This window comes from Marisediminitalea oceani, from assembly GCF_003731635.1.
Classification (GTDB): Bacteria; Pseudomonadota; Gammaproteobacteria; order Enterobacterales; family Alteromonadaceae; genus Alteromonas; species Alteromonas oceani.
The window spans coordinates 140,032-159,076 of sequence record NZ_RCUA01000070.1 but is presented as its reverse complement, the minus strand read 5'-3'; the positions used below and the strand labels follow the sequence as shown (position 1 = coordinate 159,076).

The following is a 19,045-nucleotide window of genomic DNA, read 5'->3' as shown; positions in this document are numbered from 1 at the left end:
AAGAGAATCAGGGAGACAAAGCCTCCCCGCTTTTCTATTACTTTAGTTCTTCAGCAGCTTTTTCTGGCTTTTTTAAATCAGGCATCAGCTTTTCTCTTATCATTCCTTCGATCTCATTGGATACCTCTGGATTTTCCTTAAGCCATTTGATGGTATTAGCTTTACCTTGTCCGATTCGATTCTCACCGTAGCTGTACCAAGCACCGGCCTTTTGGATAAGGCCCAGTTTCACACCCAAATCTACGATTTCGCCCTGAAGAGAAGTCCCTTCACCATACATGATCTGAAACTCAGCTTGTTTAAATGGAGGGGAAACTTTGTTCTTAACCACTTTCACACGAGTTTCATTGCCAACGACCTCATCTCCCTCTTTCACGGCACCAATTCTGCGAATATCCATACGTACTGAAGAGTAAAATTTTAGGGCTTGACCACCGGTTACCGTCTCAGGATTTCCAAACATGACTCCAATCTTCATTCGAATTTGGTTGATGAAAACCATCAAAACGTTCGAATTTTTCACATTACCAGTCAACTTACGCAGCGCTTGAGACATCAAACGTGCCTGTAGGCCAACATGTGAGTCACCCATTTCACCTTCAATCTCGGCTTTCGGTGTCAGTGCAGCCACTGAGTCAACAATGATGACGTCAACCGCACCTGAGCGCGTTAGCATGTCGCAAATTTCCAGCGCTTGCTCACCAGTATCGGGCTGAGATACCAATAACGTGTCGAGGTCTACGCCCAATTTTTCAGCGTAGACAGGGTCAAGCGCGTGCTCTGCATCTACGAAGGCACAAGTTTTGCCTTGTCGTTGCGCATTGGCGATAATTTGCAATGTTAGAGTAGTTTTACCGGAAGACTCAGGCCCGTACAGCTCTACAATACGGCCATAAGGAAGACCACCGATACCCAGTGCAATATCTAACCCAAGGCTACCTGTACTTACACAAGGCATAGCGACCTGTTCCTGCTCGCCAAGACGCATAATGGAGCCTTTGCCGAATTGCTTCTCAATTTGACCTAATGCAGCAGCAAGTGCTTTGTTTCTGTTATCATCTGATGCCATTATCTTGGCCTCCTAAAAACTGTTATAACTGCTAGAAAATGATTTGTAAATTGTTCAAGCGGATAAGTTGCTTACGCAAACTCAGTATTTACCCACCCACCCATCGGCTTGAACAACTTTTTTGCTAGATTTAAAGGCGAACCGAACATCACACCAATCTTCATTCGGATCTGGTTAATGAAGATACACAATGTGTTGGAACGCTTAATGTTACCGGTGAGTTTACGCAGCGCCTGCGACATCAGACGTGCCTGAAGACCAACGTGTGAATCACCCATGTCACCTTCAATTTCTGCTTTCGGTGTCAGCGCGGCAACCGAGTCAACAATCACTACGTCTACTGCCCCGGAGCGCACCAGCATGTCACAGATTTCCAGTGCCTGTTCACCCGTGTCCGGCTGAGAAACCAGCAGATCGTCAATGTTTACACCGAGCTTTTCAGCATATACAGGATCCAACGCATGCTCGGCATCCACGAACGCACAGGTTTTACCTTTTTTCTGCGCTTCAGCAATAACTTGCAGGGTTAAGGTTGTTTTACCTGATGACTCAGGACCGTAGATCTCAACCACCCGGCCACAAGGTAATCCACCGATGCCCAACGCAATATCAATACTCAGTGAGCCGGTAGAAATAGACTCAATGTCCATTGCCTGGTTGTCGCCCAGACGCATGATAGCGCCCTTACCAAATTGCTTTTCAATCTGACCGACCGCTGCCGTTAGTGCTTTAGATTTGTTGTCGTCCACCGAAAACCCCTCGTTATTCTGTTCTGATTGCGTTATCCGCAGTTGCTTTTACTGATGCAGCCGCTAAGCTGATCATCACTAAAATAATGACTGCATAATATACTGTATGATTATACAGTGCAATATGCTTTTTGCCTTTTCTTTATTTCATCACGCCTGGTTTATTTCGCAACTAGTCTGTGGTGCAGTGTTGCAATAACAAACTCAATGGCCTGGGTTCTGACCGCTTCCCGGTCACCCTCAAACTGGCGGCGGATTGTATCGGTTACACCGTTTAAGTAAAAGCCAAACCATACTGTCCCTACCGGTTTTTCTTTGCTGCCACCGCCCGGCCCGGCAATGCCACTGATCGCTGCGGTACATTGCGCTGCGCTTTGCCGGGCTGTGCCTTCGGCCATTTCGCGCACGGTTTCGGCCGACACTGCGCCAAATTTATCCAGAGTGTCACCACTTACGTTCACCAGAGTCTGTTTTGCCAGATTAGAATAGGTAACATAGCTTTGATTAAACCAATCAGAGCTGCCGGCCACCGACGTTAACGCATAGGCCACCCCGCCACCGGTACAGGATTCCGCACAGGAAACCGACCAGCCCTTTTGCCGTAGCGCTTCACCAATGGCCAAAATCTGTTCAGCTAACGTATTTATATCCAACTGCTGTCTCGAAAAAGTTGAAAATGACTGGCTCATAGGAATAATACACTCATAACATTGAGACCGTATTATTGGTCAAAACCACAATCGCAAGCAACCAGCAAGCTGAGGCATTCTTGGAATCACACACGCCAATGATGCGCCAATACCTGAATATAAAGGCGCAGCACCCTAACATTTTACTTTTTTATCGCATGGGCGATTTTTACGAATTGTTCTATGACGACGCCAAGCGCGCTGCCGAGCTGCTGGATATCTCCCTCACCGCCCGGGGTAAATCCGGCGGCGAGCCCATTCCCATGGCCGGTGTACCCTATCATGCGGTAGAAAGTTATCTGGCGCGGTTGGTAAAAATGGGCGAATCGGTAGCGATTTGCGAGCAGGTTGGCGACCCGGCGACCAGTAAAGGCCCGGTGGAGCGCCAGGTCCAGCGTATTGTAACGCCGGGCACGGTTACCGATGAAGCCTTGCTTGACGAACGCCAGGATAATGTACTGGCAGCGGTTTACAGCGTTAAGGATCAATTCGGCCTGGCCTGGCTGGATATCACCAGCGGCCGCTTTTTAGTCAGTGAATTCAGTGGCACCGACATGCTCACCGCCGAATTACAACGCCTCAACCCGGCAGAATTACTCTACCCCGAAGGCTTCGACTGGCTGTCGAAGATTGATCATATCAAGGGCCTGCGCCGCCGCCCCGAATGGGAGTTCGATCAACAAACCGCAGAGCAACAGCTTAATAATCAGTTTGGCACCCGTGAACTCACCGGTTTTGGCTTAACCAATATTACCCTGGCTATCAGTGCCGCTGGCTGTATTCTGCAATATGTTAAAGACACCCAGCGCACGGCCCTGCCGCATATTCGTGCTATCACGCTTGAGCAGCAATCAACCCGGGTGCAACTGGATGCGGCCACGCGCAAAAACCTTGAACTAACGCGGAATTTATCCGGCGGCACCGAACACACGCTGTTTGCCGTGCTCGACAACACGGCAACAGCTATGGGCAGTCGCTTACTACAGCGCTTCCTGCACGCGCCGATTACCGACCGGAATGAGCTTAATGCCCGTCAGCAGGCCATCGGCGATTTTCTCAATGGAGATTATCCGACGCTTACCGGTCAGTTAAAACACATTGGCGATATTGAGCGTATTATGGCTCGCCTGGCGCTGCGCTCAGCGCGGCCGCGGGACTTCGCTCGCCTGCGTAACGCCCTGGCCAGTCTGCCCGAACTTCAACAAGGGCTGAGTGTATTTAGCGCGCCACTCATTAAAAGTTTAAGTGAGCAAATCAGTGAATTCCCTGAACTGTCGGACTTACTGAATAACGCCATTATTGATAACCCGCCGGTGGTTATTCGTGATGGCGGCGTAATCGCCCCTGGCTACAACGCTGAGCTTGACGAACTGCGGGACCTATCCGATGGCGCCACCGAACTGCTGCGCCAGATAGAAACCCGGGAGCGGGAACAAACTGGCATCAGCACGCTAAAAGTAGGCTATAACAAAGTGCATGGTTTCTTTATTGAGGTATCCCGTGCCAATAGTCACCTGGTACCGGCCAGCTATATTCGCCGCCAGACGCTAAAGAATAACGAGCGCTACATCACGCCGGAGCTGAAAGAGCATGAGGATAAGGTGCTCACCTCGCAAAGCCGCGCTCTGGCGCTGGAAAAGCGACTTTATGAGGAGCTGTTTGAGTTAATCAATCCACAGCTTGATGCCCTGATCACCAGTGCCGCCGCGTTGGCGAAGCTGGATGTGCTGATCACCCTGGCTGAACGTGCGGAAACCCTGGAATATCACTGCCCCAACTTGTCAGATGTACCAGGTGTAACTTACCAACAAGGTCGGCACCCGGTTGTTGAGTACGTCATGGACTCACCGTTTATTCCCAACCCGCTCAATATGGATAAAGACTCTCGGATTAAAATTATTACCGGCCCCAACATGGGCGGTAAATCGACCTTTATGCGCCAGACCGCACTGATTGTGTTACTGGCCTATATAGGCAGCTACGTACCGGCTGAGTCGGCCGAAATCGGCCCGGTGGATAAAATATTTACCCGTATCGGCGCCTCAGACGATCTTGCCTCTGGCCGCTCTACCTTTATGGTGGAAATGACAGAAACTGCTAACATACTGCACAATGCCACGCCTTATTCGCTGGTATTAATGGACGAAATTGGCCGCGGAACCAGCACCTACGACGGCCTGTCACTGGCCTGGGCCTGCGCCGAGTATCTCGCCACTCAGTTACAGGCATTTACCTTATTCGCCACCCATTATTTTGAGCTGACGGAGCTTACCCATACCTTACCAGGCGTACAAAACTTACACCTTGATGCAGTTGAACACGACGACACCATTCGGTTTATGCACTCGGTTGAAACAGGCGCCGCCAGCAAGAGCTATGGCCTGCAGGTAGCGCAGCTGGCGGGTGTGCCCAAAGCCGTGATTAATGCGGCTAAAGCCCGGCTCCGGACACTTGAAAGCCAGCACACCGTCTCGGCCAGCGAACAAACACTCACCCCAGCGCCGGCTCAGCAGAGCCTGTTGCCGGAAGAGCCCGCTGAATTACCGGTGAAAATAAGCGCCCTGGAGCAGGCATTTGAGGAACTGGATCCTGATGAACTTACGCCAAAACAGGCCTTAGCGCTGATTTATGAGCTAAAACAGCTAAAATAGTAAAATTACCAAAAAGCCCGCTTTTTTAAAAAACGGTTAAACGGCTTCCCGAAAACGGAAGTCGTTTAAAATCAGTCCCCTTGTATAAAACACCAGGAAACAGTATCTTTTAGAGCTGTTATAATTGTGTGAAAGCGCCATATTGGGTATACTGTTGCGCCGTCTACAGTGTTGTTTAAAAACAACGTTTTACCCAAAAATATAACCCAACGTCTTAGGTTTCGCATGACAAACTATATTTTCGTCACCGGTGGTGTTGTTTCATCGCTTGGTAAAGGCATTGCTGCTGCATCCCTTGCCGCTATCCTTGAAGCACGCGGTCTCACCGTGACCATGCTTAAGCTGGATCCGTATATTAACGTTGATCCAGGTACCATGAGCCCCATTCAGCATGGCGAGGTTTTTGTAACTGATGATGGAGCAGAAACAGATCTCGACTTAGGTCACTACGAGCGTTTTATTCGCACCCGTATGACCAAACGTAACAACTTTACCACCGGACGGGTTTACGAAGAGGTATTGCGTCGCGAACGTCGCGGTGATTACCTGGGCGCCACTATTCAGGTTATCCCGCACATTACCAACGAAATTAAACGCCGCGTTATCGAAGGCGCACAGGGCCACGACGTGGCTATTGTGGAAGTCGGCGGTACTGTGGGTGACATCGAGTCACAACCGTTTATCGAAGCCATTCGTCAGTTGGGTACCGAAGTGGGCCGCGACCACGCCATGTTTATGCACCTAACGCTGGTGCCTTACATGCCAGCCTCCGGCGAGCTTAAAACCAAACCCACTCAGCACAGCGTCAAAGAGCTGCGCTCTATTGGTATTCAGCCTGATATTCTGGTGTGTCGTTCGGTAGGTGCTATGCCTGCCTCAGAACGCTCCAAAATTGCATTGTTTACCAACGTGGCTGAAAAAGCGGTTATCTCATTAAAAGACGTTGATAGTATTTATCGCATCCCGGCAGCGCTTAAAGCGCAGAGCCTTGATCAACTGGTGGTGGATCGGTTCCGTCTGGAATGCCCGGAGGCCGATCTCACCGAATGGGAACAGGTGCTGTATGCAGAATCTAACCCGATAGGTGAAGTTAACATCGGTATGGTGGGTAAATACGTTGAGTTACCGGATGCCTACAAGTCGGTTAACGAAGCACTGAAACACGCTGGCCTGAAAAACCGCCTGACGGTAAATATCCACTACGTTGACTCACAGGACATTGAATCAAAAGGCACCCAAATCCTTGAAAACCTGGATGCTATTCTGGTCCCGGGCGGCTTTGGCGAACGCGGTATCGAAGGCAAGATTGCAGCAGCCCGTTATGCCCGCGAAAACAAAGTGCCCTATTTAGGTATTTGTTTAGGTATGCAGGTAGCGCTGATTGAATTTGCCCGCAACGTAGTCGGCATGGAAAAAGCCAACAGTACCGAGTTTGACCCCAGCTCACCGTATCCGGTGGTGGGTTTGATTACCGAATGGCTCGACTCAGACGGCAGCACCGAAACCCGTGACGAAACCTCCGATCTGGGTGGCACCATGCGTCTGGGTAGTCAGCTGTGTCACCTGATCCCTGGCAGCAAGGTACATGCCGCCTACGGTAACGAAGAAATTTACGAGCGTCACCGTCACCGCTACGAAGTTAACAACAACCTGCGTGACCAAATCGAAGCGGCAGGCCTTAAGGTGAGTGGTTTGTCCACCGATAAACGCCTTGTCGAGGTCATTGAAATCCCGGATCATCCGTGGTTCGTGGCCGGTCAGTTCCACCCGGAGTTCACATCAACTCCCCGTGACGGCCATCCGCTGTTTACTGGTTTCGTGGCAGCGGCACAAACGTATCAGAAAGAAAATCATTAATTTATAGAACCCGGCACTGACTACTCCCGCAGTGCCATTATTATTGTTGAGGAAGAAAAAATGGCGAAGATCTCGCGTATCATTGGACGTGAAATTCTGGACTCTCGTGGTAACCCCACGGTAGAAGCAGACGTATATTTAGACTCAGGTGTTATGGGTCGCGCCTGTGCACCATCTGGTGCCTCTACCGGTTCACGCGAAGCACTGGAATTGCGCGACGGCGATAAAGGCCGCTACATGGGTAAAGGTGTAGAAAAAGCCGTAGCAGCAGTAAACGAGAAAATCGCACCAGCCCTGATTGGCATGGATCCCGTCGCTCAGACTGAGATCGATAAAACCATGATCGATCTGGACGGCACCGAAAACAAAGAAACCCTGGGTGCAAATGCCATCCTGGCGGTATCACTGGCCGTTGCCAAAGCCGCAGCCATCGAGAAAGGCGTTGCACTTTACGAGCACATTGCCGACCTTAACGGCACCTCCGGTCAGTACTCTATGCCAGTACCTATGATGAACATCATCAACGGTGGTGAGCACGCCGACAACAACGTTGATATTCAGGAATTCATGGTACAGCCGGTTGGCGCGAAGAGCTTTAAAGAAGCGCTGCGCATGGGTGCTGAAATCTTTCACAACCTGAAAAAAGTTCTGAGCGCCAAAGGCCTCAATACTGCCGTTGGTGATGAAGGTGGTTTTGCCCCTAACCTGAGCTCAAACGCAGAAGCCCTCGCAGTAATCGTTGAAGCGGTAGAAAAAGCCGGTTACAAGATGAACGAAGACGTGACCCTGGCACTCGACTGTGCGGCCTCTGAGTTCTACAAAGAAGGCAAATACGTTCTGTCTGGTGAAGACAAGTCATTTGATTCAGAAGCCTTTGGTGACTACCTGGCAGAGCTGTGCGAACAGTATCCAATCGTGTCTATCGAAGATGGTCTTGACGAAAGCGACTGGGATGGCTGGGCGAGCCTGACTAAGAAAATTGGTGACAAAGTGCAACTGGTTGGTGACGACCTGTTCGTAACCAATACTAAGATCCTGAAGCGTGGTACCGAAAACGGTATCGGTAACTCTATCCTGATCAAATTTAACCAAATTGGTTCATTAACCGAAACCCTAGAAGCGATCAAGATGGCTAAAGATGCCGGCTTTACTGCGGTTATCTCGCACCGTTCAGGTGAAACTGAAGACGCCACTATTGCCGACCTGGCAGTAGGTACCGCAGCGGGCCAGATTAAAACCGGTTCACTGTGTCGTTCAGACCGTGTAGCTAAGTATAACCAGTTACTGCGCATCGAAGAAGCGCTGGCTGGCAACGCAGCTTACAACGGCCGTAGCGAAATTAAAGGTCAGTAATCTTAAGCTGGCGGGCAACATTGCCCGCCAACTTTTTGATGCTGTCCCCACAATCAAAACGCTAATGGCGCATTCCTCCGACCCGGCGTCACATCAATCCGACTTCTTTAATGCGGTCGAATCAGACACATCCCAACGTATCATCGCTGAGTTGTGTAACGCTTTATATGAGCGCGAGTTAGCGCTTATCGCCCAACAAGGCCCCAACCAAACCAGTTTATTGCGCCGACGTATTGCCGGCCTGAGCCATCATGTCAGACGCACTGCTCGTTTCCTGGCAGCTAAAGCCGTGCCTTTGGAACTGGATGAACACAATGCCAGCTGGCAGGCCAGACAGGCAGCGAAAAATCCCGCTCGCAGTAACGACACGGGCAAAACCAACGCCTGGTTTGCCGAACATGCCAAAGTAGGCCTGGTCGTGCCGGTATGGGTTCAGGAGTTCGATAATGAGCATCTAGAGCTCGACTCTATTGATCATGTGCAGCCAGAAAACCAAACGTTGCATGTGAATAAATTTGGCTGGTTTGATTTTAGCGGTACACCGGTAGAAAGCCCTGCCCGCTATACGGACAGAGAACACATCACCCTGTCACTGGTAAAGCCATCAAAAGCAGTTATGACGGCAGCGTGCTGCGGCCACACCTGGAATCACAAAGGACGCACCTCGCCCCGTACACTTACCTTACGTGAAATCTTACTAGTCAGTACCCTTAACTGGCGCAAGTTCAGCGAACCACAACGCTTCGATAATAAATAACACGCACTGCTTATACGTCCTCTTCAACAATAGATGGTTTCTCTGCGGTATCATTTTCGGAGTCTTCGGCTGTCACGTCCTGCCATTCCACACTGTTTTCCAGATTACCGTTGAAGGCCTGTATAAACGCATTTTCCAGGATCCCGGCCAAAGTGGTGATAACAGGTGTATCAACATCATTAAGTGAACCGCTGATAGGAATTCGGGTAGCAATCTGATCCTTACCCTGATTTTCAAATATCTCGGCAATGAAACCGGAAAACGCTTCAGCAAGGGATCTGAGTAAGCCATCATCATCACGCTTAACATCGCCTTTCCAGCTAAATACTTCCAGGTTGTGCAGCACCGGTTTGGCATAGCCGGTAACCTCGCCCTGCTCGCTGGCCAGTTCAAAGGCGAGCTCAAGTTTTCCGGCTTCTAAATCAAAGGGCGCATAGGTATCCAACAAGTTTTTAAAGTTAATTAAGGCAATATCACTGGCTTGCAGATTGAGATCGAAAGTGGGTTGTTTGGTAGCCGGATTAAGCGAGCCCGACAGCGTGATAGCGCCCTGGCTTTCAGTGCTCGCCGAAGCATTTATAGTGGCAATCAGGTTTCGCGATAACGCGCGACTATTGACGAGATTTTTAACCACCGCATTAACATGGTGAAGGCGAACGTTGATTGGTGGGCGGGTGTCTGGATTTTGGAAACTGATAACACCCTGCTCTATTTCCAGCCGATCCACTTTCAATGGCACCAGCTGATCGGCCAGATAAAGCCACTTTTCATCCTCACCAGACTGGCTCGATGCGTCAGTGCCGCCATCTACGAAGTTTAGTTGCGGTTGCTGCAAAAAAACCTCTGCAACCAATGCGCCATCAAAGATTGCCGACCAGAGTAAGCTGAAGTCAACCTGGCTGGCCTCGAATAAGGGCTCATTCACTTTACCGTTGCGTTTCATGATCACCACATCATTGAGCGCGTAAGCGCCACGCCACAGCATAATATCCGCATCCCCCACTACCCCGGTGAATGTCTCGCCTTCATCGAGTGTGTCGTTGATGTACCACTGCACCGTAAAAGGCAAACTTAAGCGAACAATCACCAGCAACCCCAGGCCTATAGCCAGATACTTCACTCTTTTTGCTATCTTGTTGCTGCTCACTATGCTTTCCTTTCGCCGTTGTTATCACTGAGAAGTTTCAAGTTTGGTGCCAGCTTAGACTGTTTGTTCTGGGCTTCCTGATAACTATGCAATCTATTGAAATTCAGTAAGAAATATCGAGCAGAAATGAATAGCTAAGAATTTAATCAGTACTCTGCAAGTCACTTACAAGCAAAATTTACACAGCGCAGGATAAAACCGGCCTGAAGCAACAACTTTGTATCTGGTCACAGCAACCTTGATTCTGGCTCATGACCCAATTGGTGTCCCGAATGGCGAAATAAAAAAACTAATTTTTGCTCAGCTTAGAAATTTCATCCTAATTTTTTTGTTATGCAGTAATTTATAACTAAAATTTATACCAAAAATCAGAATCAGTGGTTGACCTGCTGCGGTTCAGGCTGTAAATTATCGGGCATCGGACAGGTCGCACATGCAGCAAACAACAGGTTTCGTCAATGCCGCGTACGTTTACTTTATCTTTTCTACTCCTTATGGCAGCCAGATTGCACGGGTAGATTGCGACCATCGAATCAATACATAAAACCCGTGCACAGCACGGGTTTTTTTTTAACTAAAATCAACGAGAGACAGCCATGACGAATCAGGTAAAAATATTTGATACGACCTTGCGTGACGGCGAACAAGCCTTGCCAGCCAGTTTAAGTGTAAAAGAAAAACTGCAGATCGCACTGGCCCTCGAGCGTCTTGGCGTTGATATTATCGAAGCGGGCTTTCCGGTGTCCTCACCGGGCGATTTCAAATCTGTGCAAATGATTGCCAGGGAAATCAAAAACTCAACGGTTGCAGGTTTATCTCGCGCCGTACCGGCCGACATTGATGCCTGTGGTGAAGCGCTGAAAGTCGCAGACCAGTTCCGCATTCATACCTTTATCGCAACATCCGAAATTCACGTAAATAATAAATTACGTAAATCTCAGGATGATGTGGTTGAGATGGCTGTTGCCGCAGTTAAACGTGCTCGCCAGTACACCGATGACATAGAGTTTTCCTGTGAAGATGCCGGACGTACTGAAATTGGTTATCTGGCTCGCATGGTTGAGGCAGTCATTGCCGCCGGTGCCACCACGGTTAATATTCCGGATACCGTAGGCTATACCACACCCACCGAATTCGGCGGCATTATCCGCCAGTTATTCGAGCGTGTGCCTAACATTGATAAAGCCACGATTTCCGTGCACTGTCATAACGATTTAGGACTGGCAGTAGCCAACTCACTGGCGGCAATTGAAAATGGCGCCCGTCAGGTAGAAGGTACCATTAACGGTATTGGTGAGCGTGCGGGTAACAGCTCGCTGGAAGAAATCGCCATGATCCTGCAAACCCGCCATGCTCTTTACGGCCTGAACACCAATATCAACAGCAAAGAGATCAGTCGTACCTCGAAGCTGGTCAGCCAGCTGTGTAATATGCCGGTACAGGCCAATAAAGCCATTGTTGGTGCAAACGCCTTTAGCCACTCTTCCGGCATCCACCAGGATGGTGTCTTAAAAGCGCAAAATACCTATGAGATCATGACACCGGAAAGTGTGGGTATTAATAAAAATAACCTGAACATGACCTCGCGTTCCGGCCGTCATGTTATCAAGCACCGCTTACAGGAGCTGGGTTACAAAGATACTGATTACGATTTAGAAGCCATTTATTCGGCATTTTTGAATCTGGCCGACAAAAAAGGTCAGGTTTACGACTATGATTTAGAAGCGCTGCTGTTTTTCGATCAGCAAAAACACGATCAGGCGCATTATCAGTTAACCTATTTGCACGCCACGTCAGGGAAAGAAATTATCCCCAGCGCCACCGTGCAGTTAAAAATTGGCGATGAACTGGTGACCCGCTGTGAGACCGGTAACGGTCCGGTGGATGCCTCGTACAAAGCCATTATGTCGATGCTGGGTCACAACGACCTGGAAGTGGTCGACTTTAAATTAGATTCTAAAGGCGAAGGTGCAGATGCGCTGGCGTCGGTTAGCGTTATCACTGAATACAAGGGCCGCCGTTTCCACGGTCTGGGTCTGGCCACAGATATCGTAGAAGCCGGTGTTAAAGCACTGATTTTCGTTTTAAACAACACCTATCTTGCTGACCAGATTGATCAGCAGAAGAACCAACAAGAACGCGTAGCAGGAGTATAAATGAGCCAGTTTAACATTGCCGTGCTTGCCGGTGACGGCATCGGCCCGGAAGTGATGCAGGAAGCCAATAAAGTATTGGATGCCATCGAACAGAAGTTTGCCATCACCTTTAACCGTACTGCTTATCCTGTTGGTGGTTACGCCATTGATACCGAAGGTGAAGCGCTGCCAGCCAAAACGCTACTCGGCTGCGAGCAGGCCGATGCCATTCTGTTTGGTTCTATTGGTGGCCCTAAGTGGGATACCCTGCCACTGGAACAACGCCCGGAGCGTGCGGCACTGTTAACCCTGCGCAGCCATTTTGATTTGTTCAGTAACCTGCGCCCGGCCAAAATATATGCGGGTCTGGAAGACTTATCCCCGCTGCGTAAAGACATCGCCGCCAGCGGTGTGGACGTACTGGTTATCCGCGAACTTACCAGTGGTATTTACTTCGGTCAGCCGAAAGGCCGTGACGGTGAAGGTGAAGAAGAATATGCCTTTGATACTATGCGCTATTCCAAGCGTGAAATCCGCCGCATCGCGATAAGCGCGTTTGAAGCGGCTATGAAGCGTGATAAGCGAGTAACCTCGGTTGATAAAGCGAATGTACTGGTGAGCAGCCGCCTGTGGCGCGAAGTCACAGAAGAAGTGGCCAAAGACTACCCTGAGGTCGCCCTCGATCACATCTATATTGATAACGCTACCATGCAGCTGGTTAAAAACCCGGCTCAGTTCGATGTCATGCTGTGTTCTAACCTGTTTGGTGACATCATGTCTGATGAATGCGCCATGATCACAGGTTCTATGGGCTTACTGCCTTCTGCCAGTCTGAACGAAGACGGCTTCGGTATGTACGAACCGGCCGGAGGTTCAGCACCGGATATCGCTGGTCAGGGCATTGCAAACCCTATCGCGCAAATCCTGTCTGCTTCGATGATGCTGCGCTTTAGTCTGAATCAGGCAGCCGCAGCCGACGCTATTGATAAAGCGGTAATAGAGGTACTGGAAGCCGGTATCTTAACCGGCGAGCTGCTACCCGCCGATAAGCGCGACCAGGCCGCCTCCACCTCGCAGGTTGGCGATGCCATTGTTAAATCTATTTTAGGTCAGGAGTAATTATTCATGGCTAAAACCTTATACGACAAGGTGTGGCAGGCCCACATCATCAGCCAGTTGGGTGATGACAGCCTGATTTACATCGACCGCCACTTGATCCACGAGGTCACCAGTCCGCAAGCCTTTGCCGGTTTGAACGAAAAAGGCCGTAAGGTGCGCCGTCCGGACCGTACCTTTGCTACTATGGATCACTCTATTTCTACCCGCAGCCTGGCACTGGATGCCTGTGGTCCGCAAAACAAACTGCAACTGCAAACCCTGGCTGAAAACTGTGAAGAACATGGCGTGAAGCTGTTCCCCGTAGGTCACCAGAAGCAGGGAATCGTCCACGTGATGGGTCCTGAGCTGGGCTTAATCCTGCCCGGTATGACCGTAGTATGTGGTGATTCGCATACAGCTACCCACGGCGCGTTTGGCGCCCTGGCATTCGGTATCGGTACCTCGCAGGTAGAACACGTGCTGGCCACGCAAACGCTTAAGCAAAGCCGTGGCAAAACCATGCAGATCAAAGTCAACGGTAAACTGGCTGTAGGCATAACTGCCAAAGATATCATTCTGGCCATCATTGGTAAGATTGGTCACGCCGGTGCCACCGCGCACGTTATTGAATACTGCGGAGAAGCCATCGAAGCGTTATCGATGGAAGAGCGTATGACCATCTGTAACATGAGCATCGAAGCAGGTGCCAAGGCAGGCATGATTGCGCCAGACCAAACCACCTTCGACTACCTTAAGGGCCGTGAGTTTGCCCCACAGGGTGCCGACTGGGATGCAGCTGTTGAATACTGGCAAACACTGTACTCAGACGGCGATGCCGTGTTTGATACCGTGGTGGAGCTTGAAGCCAAAGATATCACGCCACAGGTTACCTGGGGCACCAACCCCGGCCAGGTTATCGGCGTCAACCAACCTGTTCCCGGCCCGGACGACTTCACCGACAGTGTTGAACAGGAATCAGCTCGCAAAGCCCTGCAGTACATGGGCCTGAAAGCCGGTGAGAAATTAGGTGATGTGCCGGTTTCTCACGTGTTCATCGGTTCTTGTACTAACAGCCGTATCGAAGATTTACGCGCTGCGGCACACATTGCTAAACAAGGCAAGGTCGCGGCAAACGTTACCGCAATGGTTGTGCCAGGTTCAGCGGCGGTTAAACGTCAGGCTGAGGAAGAAAAGCTGGACGTGATTTTTAAAGACGCCGGTTTTGAATGGCGCTTACCGGGCTGCTCAATGTGTCTGGGTATGAACGACGACCTGTTAACCGCGGGCGATCGCTGTGCTTCGACCAGTAACCGTAACTTTGAAGGCCGTCAGGGCCGCGGCGCCCGTACCCATCTGGTTAGCCCGGCAATGGCCGCTGCCGCAGCATTACGCGGTAAGTTTGCCGACGTCAGAGATTTTCAGGAGTAATTTATGAGCCAGACTACCACAGGCATTACCACCCTGACCGGCACCGCCTGCCCGCTTGACCAGGCCAATGTCGATACCGATCAGATTATCCCCAAGCAATTTTTAACCAGCGTTAGCCGCGCCGGCTTTGGTAAGCACCTGTTTCATGACTGGCGCTATCTGGATCTGGAAGAGAAAGAGCCTAATCCTGAGTTTGTGCTGAATAAACCGGAGCATCAGGGCGCTGCTATTTTGCTGGCCCGGGAAAACTTCGGTTGTGGTTCAAGCCGTGAACACGCGCCCTGGGCGTTAACCGACTTTGGCTTTAAAGCTGTTATCGCTACCAGCTTTGCCGATATCTTTTACGGAAACTGCATGAACAACCAGCTACTGCCTATCGCACTGAGCAGCAGTGAGATGGACGTGTTGTTTGCGGCCGTGGCAAACGATGCCAGCGCGGTAATCAGCATCGACCTGCCTGCGCAAACGGTGTCTGTAGGTGATACCAGCATGTCATTTGAGATTGCCGAACACCACAAAAACAATCTGGTAAAAGGCCTGGATGCCATTGGCCAGACCCTTGAGCTGACCGACGATATCGAGTCCTTCGAAGCAAAACAGCCCGCCTGGCTGTAACACGCTCTGCTAAATGCCGCTTATTTGATCCAGATGAGCGGCAATTTTTGTTTTTTTCATTTCTTCTCCATACAGTTAGGCTATAGTTAGCAAAACGCCCCCTTATACAAATAAGCCGTCCTGGAGAGGAAATGCTACAACGAATTGCCATCGATGATTTAACCCCCGGCATGTACGTAAACCGGGTACTCGATGAGGCCGGCAAGGTAAAAGTACGCTCCAAAGGTGTCGTGCGTTCAGACGCCGTGATTAATCAGTTGCGTAGCAAAGGCGTTGAATTTGTCGAAATAGACACCGACAAGGGCAATACACCCGCCGCGGAGCCCTCTTCATCCAACGCAGCGGAACCAGCCAGCGAAATCCCACCAGACAACAACGTTAACCATGAAGTCAGCAGTGAGCCACTTACCAGCGATAGCCTGAAAGCAGCCGAACAGCTGTTCCAGAAAGCCATGGCAATACAGCAAAATTTCCTTAACCAGTTAAAATCTGGCAAAGGCGCCGATGTGAATAAATTGAGTACGCTGACCCAGGAGATTCTGGAATGCGTATTTGAAAACCAGGCCGCGATGATTTGCTTATCCATGGTTCAACACGGGAATGATAGCCTGCTTGAACACTCGCTGAATTGCAGTATCCACATGGCCATTCTGGCCGATGCTGCCGGGTTTGATCAGCAATCGGTTGAATATGCCAGCCTGGCCGGGTTATTAATTGATACCGGTATGGTGAAGTTGCCGCCTGAGCTCTGCGTGCCTGAAGAGCAACTCAGCGGCACTGATTTAATGATGTATCAGACCCATGTCGATGAATCCCTGGCTGCCATAGAACATAGCGATGACCTGCCGGAAGTAGTCAAAGACATCGTCAGTCAGCATCACGAACGCATTGATGGCTCGGGCTATCCCAAAGGACTCATAGGAAACGATATTGAGCCACTGGCGCAGCTCGCGGCTGTAGTAGATGAGTTTTCGCGGTCAGGCATGCCTGCTCCCTTTGGCAATGCCATGCCGACCAGCAAAATACTCAAAGCACTGGCTAACAATAAGGGCCTTGAACAAACGCTGGTAAACCGCCTGATCGGCGTTCTTGGCATCTACCCTATTGGTTCATTGGTTAAGCTTAAAAGTGGCAAACTGGGTATTGTCAGCCGGCGCAACCCATCTAATCTGTTACAACCGCAGGTGATGACGTTTTACAGTATCAACAGTGGCCATTTTCAGGAAGTAAAACGGGTGGATCTGACCAAAGGCAGCGATGAGATAGAAAGTAGTATTGGCCCCGATGAATTTGCCATAAACCTGCCGAAGTTTTTCACGGAAGTGTTTATTCCACAGGTGAGTGAATAAGCACTTGCCTGCACAGGAATTACCAGTCGGTGAGCGCCGTCATGCTAAACACTTCATCTTCGAAACGTAATATTACCCGTTGCGCTTCAATATTGACTATCTGCACGCGGTCGGCAATCCAATCACCTTCGCCCTTGTCGTCGCCATTCACCCGCACCCAGCGGTCGGCGGGTACAGAGGCATACATATGGGCACTAAAATCCATGGTTGGTAAACGGGTAAGCAAACGCGCCGGCAACTGATCAACCCGCTGAATATCATCGTGCACTGTCACCACCGTTTCTGCAGCTGAGGGTTCTATACCACGCGCTTCTTCTTTTTCCAGGTCGGTTAGCACTTTATTAAACCGGGCCATCAATTCAGGCGACACAGCCACCTTATCGGTTTCATTGTCTGCCACCGCGGGATAGTCTTCTGCCGCTGGCGTTTCCGGTTCAATAACTACAGGTTCAGGCGTTGCTGTATCGCTTTCGACTTTAGCCGTCATGTTACTTGCCGTTTGCTCTGATGAGCTGTTTTCTTCTGCTTTACCGGCTTTCTCAACAGTAGGCTTAGCATCCTCAACGGCCGCTAACGGAGAGCTCGCTACCGTTGACGGCGCTGCAACAATAGTCTGACTCACAACCCGCTCACTGACCGGGTCCGGACCATTTAATAACTGTTCAAGCATGGCCGGCCCTACGGCCAGGAAGTAGCCGGTGGCTACCCCACCAATGGCAAGTAATAATCCGGTCATAACAGGCTTAACCAGAAGTTGCCATTGTCCGGGCAGGCCATTGACTGTAGGCAGGAATAAGCTGCGGTTAAACTGATCGCTAATGGCGCTGTCGGTTTTTTGTGCACGGGTGTCGTATTGCCCGCGCAACAGTGCCTGGGTAGGCGTTTGTTCGGTGGTCACCAAGGCTTCATCGGTGCAGATCTCAACGGTTTGCTCAGGATCATATTCAATTTCCTGCACGCCCATCTCAATCAATCCCTGGATCATGGCATCGCTGGTGATAAGGCCGGACTTTTTGATTTTCACCGGGCCATTTTGCGCCGTCACCTGCACAATCATCATGCCAGGCGTGGCTCGTTCTATGGGAATGATCTGGTTCATGCCATCCCCCATAAATAGCCGCCTACCAGGGCGCTAAAGAAAATACCGGCGTATATCAGGGTTTGCTGGCCGCGCAGGCGCTGTTGTACAACGTCTTCACCTAAAATTTGTTCTGCCGCGGCTAAAAACAGGTGCTTTTTCACTACCGGTTTTTGCTGGGTAAAAGCCAGGGTCATGGCCCGGTCGCAAAGCAGATTAATTACCCGAGGGATCCCGGCAGTAACGCGGTACATGGTACGCACCGTGGCAGCACTGAAAACCGAAATGTCGCCGTTGGCTACGCTCAGGCGATGATTCACATAAGCTTTTACTTCGTCAGCATTGAGCGGTAGCAGATGATAACGTGCGGTGATCCGCTGGGCTAACTGACGCAGTTCATTACGTTTTAGCAATTGCTGTAATTCAGGCTGACCAATCAGCACCACCTTGAGTAGCTTTTCGCGATTGGTTTCCAGGTTAGTCAACAACCGCAGTTGCTCGAGCACTTCCGGTAACAGGTGCTGCGCTTCATCAATCATCAGCACGGTGTTTTTACCAGCATTATGGTTATCTGCCAGTTTTTGCAAAATCTTATCGGTAAAGTATTTCAGGCTGGCCTGATTAGGATCGGTTTCAACATTAAGCTCATCGCACACCGTTGCCAGCAACTCAATAGCTGATAAGGTGGGATTAAGAATCATCGCCACCTGGGTTGAATCGGGCAACTGCTGCAACAGCTTACGCGAAACGGTCGTTTTGCCGGTGCCCACTTCGCCGGTTAGCATTACGAAGCCACCACTTTCCCGTAACCCAAAGGTAAGATGCGCCAGCGCTTCCTTGTGGCGCGGGCTCATGTACAGGTAATCGGGGTTGGGCGCGATGGAGAACGGATTATCAGTTAACCCGAAATATTGTAAAAACATGTTGTGCCAGCTGAACTGTCCATATGTCCGGTAAACTATCAGACTGTCGGTTGAAGTCAACAACACCGTGTTTTCAGGCGCTTACTCAGGCAGGGCAAGATCGTACTTTTGTTAAATTACTCTGATATCTGATCGATTTAATTCGTT

General features: G+C 50.2%; 15 protein-coding genes. 9 read left to right on the top strand and 6 right to left on the bottom strand.

Annotation, left to right across the window (positions count from 1 at the left end; genetic code table 11):
- Nucleotides 1-37: 37 nt before the first annotated feature.
- The 3 genes from recA (D9T21_RS18305) to D9T21_RS18295 form a co-directional block, all read right to left on the bottom strand.
- Nucleotides 38-1,069 (bottom strand): recombinase RecA, encoded by a 1,032-nt coding sequence (recA, locus tag D9T21_RS18305; RefSeq protein WP_123326663.1) that lies wholly within the window; start codon nucleotides 1,067-1,069, stop codon nucleotides 38-40.
- A gap of 71 nt (nucleotides 1,070-1,140) precedes the next feature.
- Nucleotides 1,141-1,818, bottom strand: coding sequence for a recombinase RecA (gene recA, locus D9T21_RS18300; protein ID WP_277423868.1), 678 nt, complete (start codon nucleotides 1,816-1,818; stop codon nucleotides 1,141-1,143).
- A 161-nt stretch (nucleotides 1,819-1,979) separates the two neighbouring features.
- Nucleotides 1,980-2,507 (bottom strand): CinA family protein, encoded by a 528-nt coding sequence (locus D9T21_RS18295; protein WP_123326662.1) that lies wholly within the window; start codon nucleotides 2,505-2,507, stop codon nucleotides 1,980-1,982.
- 98 nt (nucleotides 2,508-2,605) lie between these two features.
- Here D9T21_RS18295 and mutS point away from each other — a divergent pair, with 98 nt between their 5' ends.
- From mutS to D9T21_RS18275, 4 genes are all read left to right on the top strand, one after another.
- Nucleotides 2,606-5,158: a DNA mismatch repair protein MutS gene (mutS, locus tag D9T21_RS18290; protein ID WP_123326661.1), complete on the top strand. Its 2,553-nt coding sequence runs from the start codon at nucleotides 2,606-2,608 to the stop codon at nucleotides 5,156-5,158.
- A 225-nt stretch (nucleotides 5,159-5,383) separates the two neighbouring features.
- Entirely contained in the window at nucleotides 5,384-7,015 is a 1,632-nt protein-coding gene (locus D9T21_RS18285) for a CTP synthase (RefSeq protein ID WP_123326660.1), read from the top strand.
- A gap of 60 nt (nucleotides 7,016-7,075) precedes the next feature.
- Nucleotides 7,076-8,368, top strand: coding sequence for a phosphopyruvate hydratase (gene eno / locus D9T21_RS18280; RefSeq protein WP_123326659.1), 1,293 nt, complete (start codon nucleotides 7,076-7,078; stop codon nucleotides 8,366-8,368).
- A 64-nt stretch (nucleotides 8,369-8,432) separates the two neighbouring features.
- Nucleotides 8,433-9,125: a hypothetical protein gene (locus D9T21_RS18275; protein WP_123326658.1), complete on the top strand. Its 693-nt coding sequence runs from the start codon at nucleotides 8,433-8,435 to the stop codon at nucleotides 9,123-9,125.
- 10 nt (nucleotides 9,126-9,135) lie between these two features.
- Here the strand turns inward: D9T21_RS18275 and D9T21_RS18270 are convergent, their stop codons facing one another.
- Entirely contained in the window at nucleotides 9,136-10,272 is a 1,137-nt protein-coding gene (locus tag D9T21_RS18270) for a DUF748 domain-containing protein (protein WP_241155754.1), read from the bottom strand.
- Between the two features lie 596 nt (nucleotides 10,273-10,868).
- On the opposite strand from D9T21_RS18270, the gene leuA reads away from it, so the two are divergent.
- The 5 genes from leuA (at nucleotide 10,869) to D9T21_RS18245 (ending at nucleotide 16,897) form a co-directional block, all read left to right on the top strand.
- The gene (leuA, locus tag D9T21_RS18265) at nucleotides 10,869-12,428 is read left to right on the top strand and encodes a 2-isopropylmalate synthase (RefSeq protein WP_123326657.1); all 1,560 of its coding nucleotides are present in this window, start codon (nucleotides 10,869-10,871) and stop codon (nucleotides 12,426-12,428) included.
- On the top strand, nucleotides 12,429-13,526 hold the full coding sequence (leuB, locus tag D9T21_RS18260) for a 3-isopropylmalate dehydrogenase (protein WP_123326656.1): 1,098 nt from the start codon (nucleotides 12,429-12,431) through the stop codon (nucleotides 13,524-13,526).
- 6 nt (nucleotides 13,527-13,532) lie between these two features.
- On the top strand, nucleotides 13,533-14,933 hold the full coding sequence (gene leuC, locus D9T21_RS18255; RefSeq protein ID WP_123326655.1) for a 3-isopropylmalate dehydratase large subunit: 1,401 nt from the start codon (nucleotides 13,533-13,535) through the stop codon (nucleotides 14,931-14,933).
- A gap of 3 nt (nucleotides 14,934-14,936) precedes the next feature.
- A complete protein-coding gene (gene leuD / locus D9T21_RS18250; RefSeq protein WP_123326654.1) occupies nucleotides 14,937-15,548 on the top strand; it encodes a 3-isopropylmalate dehydratase small subunit in 612 nt (203 codons plus the stop codon).
- Nucleotides 15,549-15,679: 131 nt separating this feature from the next.
- The gene (locus tag D9T21_RS18245) at nucleotides 15,680-16,897 is read left to right on the top strand and encodes a cyclic di-GMP phosphodiesterase (protein WP_123326653.1); all 1,218 of its coding nucleotides are present in this window, start codon (nucleotides 15,680-15,682) and stop codon (nucleotides 16,895-16,897) included.
- A 19-nt stretch (nucleotides 16,898-16,916) separates the two neighbouring features.
- Here D9T21_RS18245 and D9T21_RS18240 read toward each other — a convergent pair whose 3' ends face one another.
- Complete coding sequence (locus D9T21_RS18240; protein ID WP_123326652.1) at nucleotides 16,917-17,996, bottom strand: general secretion pathway protein GspB; 1,080 nt, start codon at nucleotides 17,994-17,996, stop codon at nucleotides 16,917-16,919.
- The gene (locus D9T21_RS18235; protein WP_123326651.1) at nucleotides 17,993-18,898 is read right to left on the bottom strand and encodes an ExeA family protein; all 906 of its coding nucleotides are present in this window, start codon (nucleotides 18,896-18,898) and stop codon (nucleotides 17,993-17,995) included. Before D9T21_RS18235 ends, D9T21_RS18240 begins: the two co-directional genes overlap by 4 nt.
- Nucleotides 18,899-19,045 lie beyond the last annotated feature (147 nt).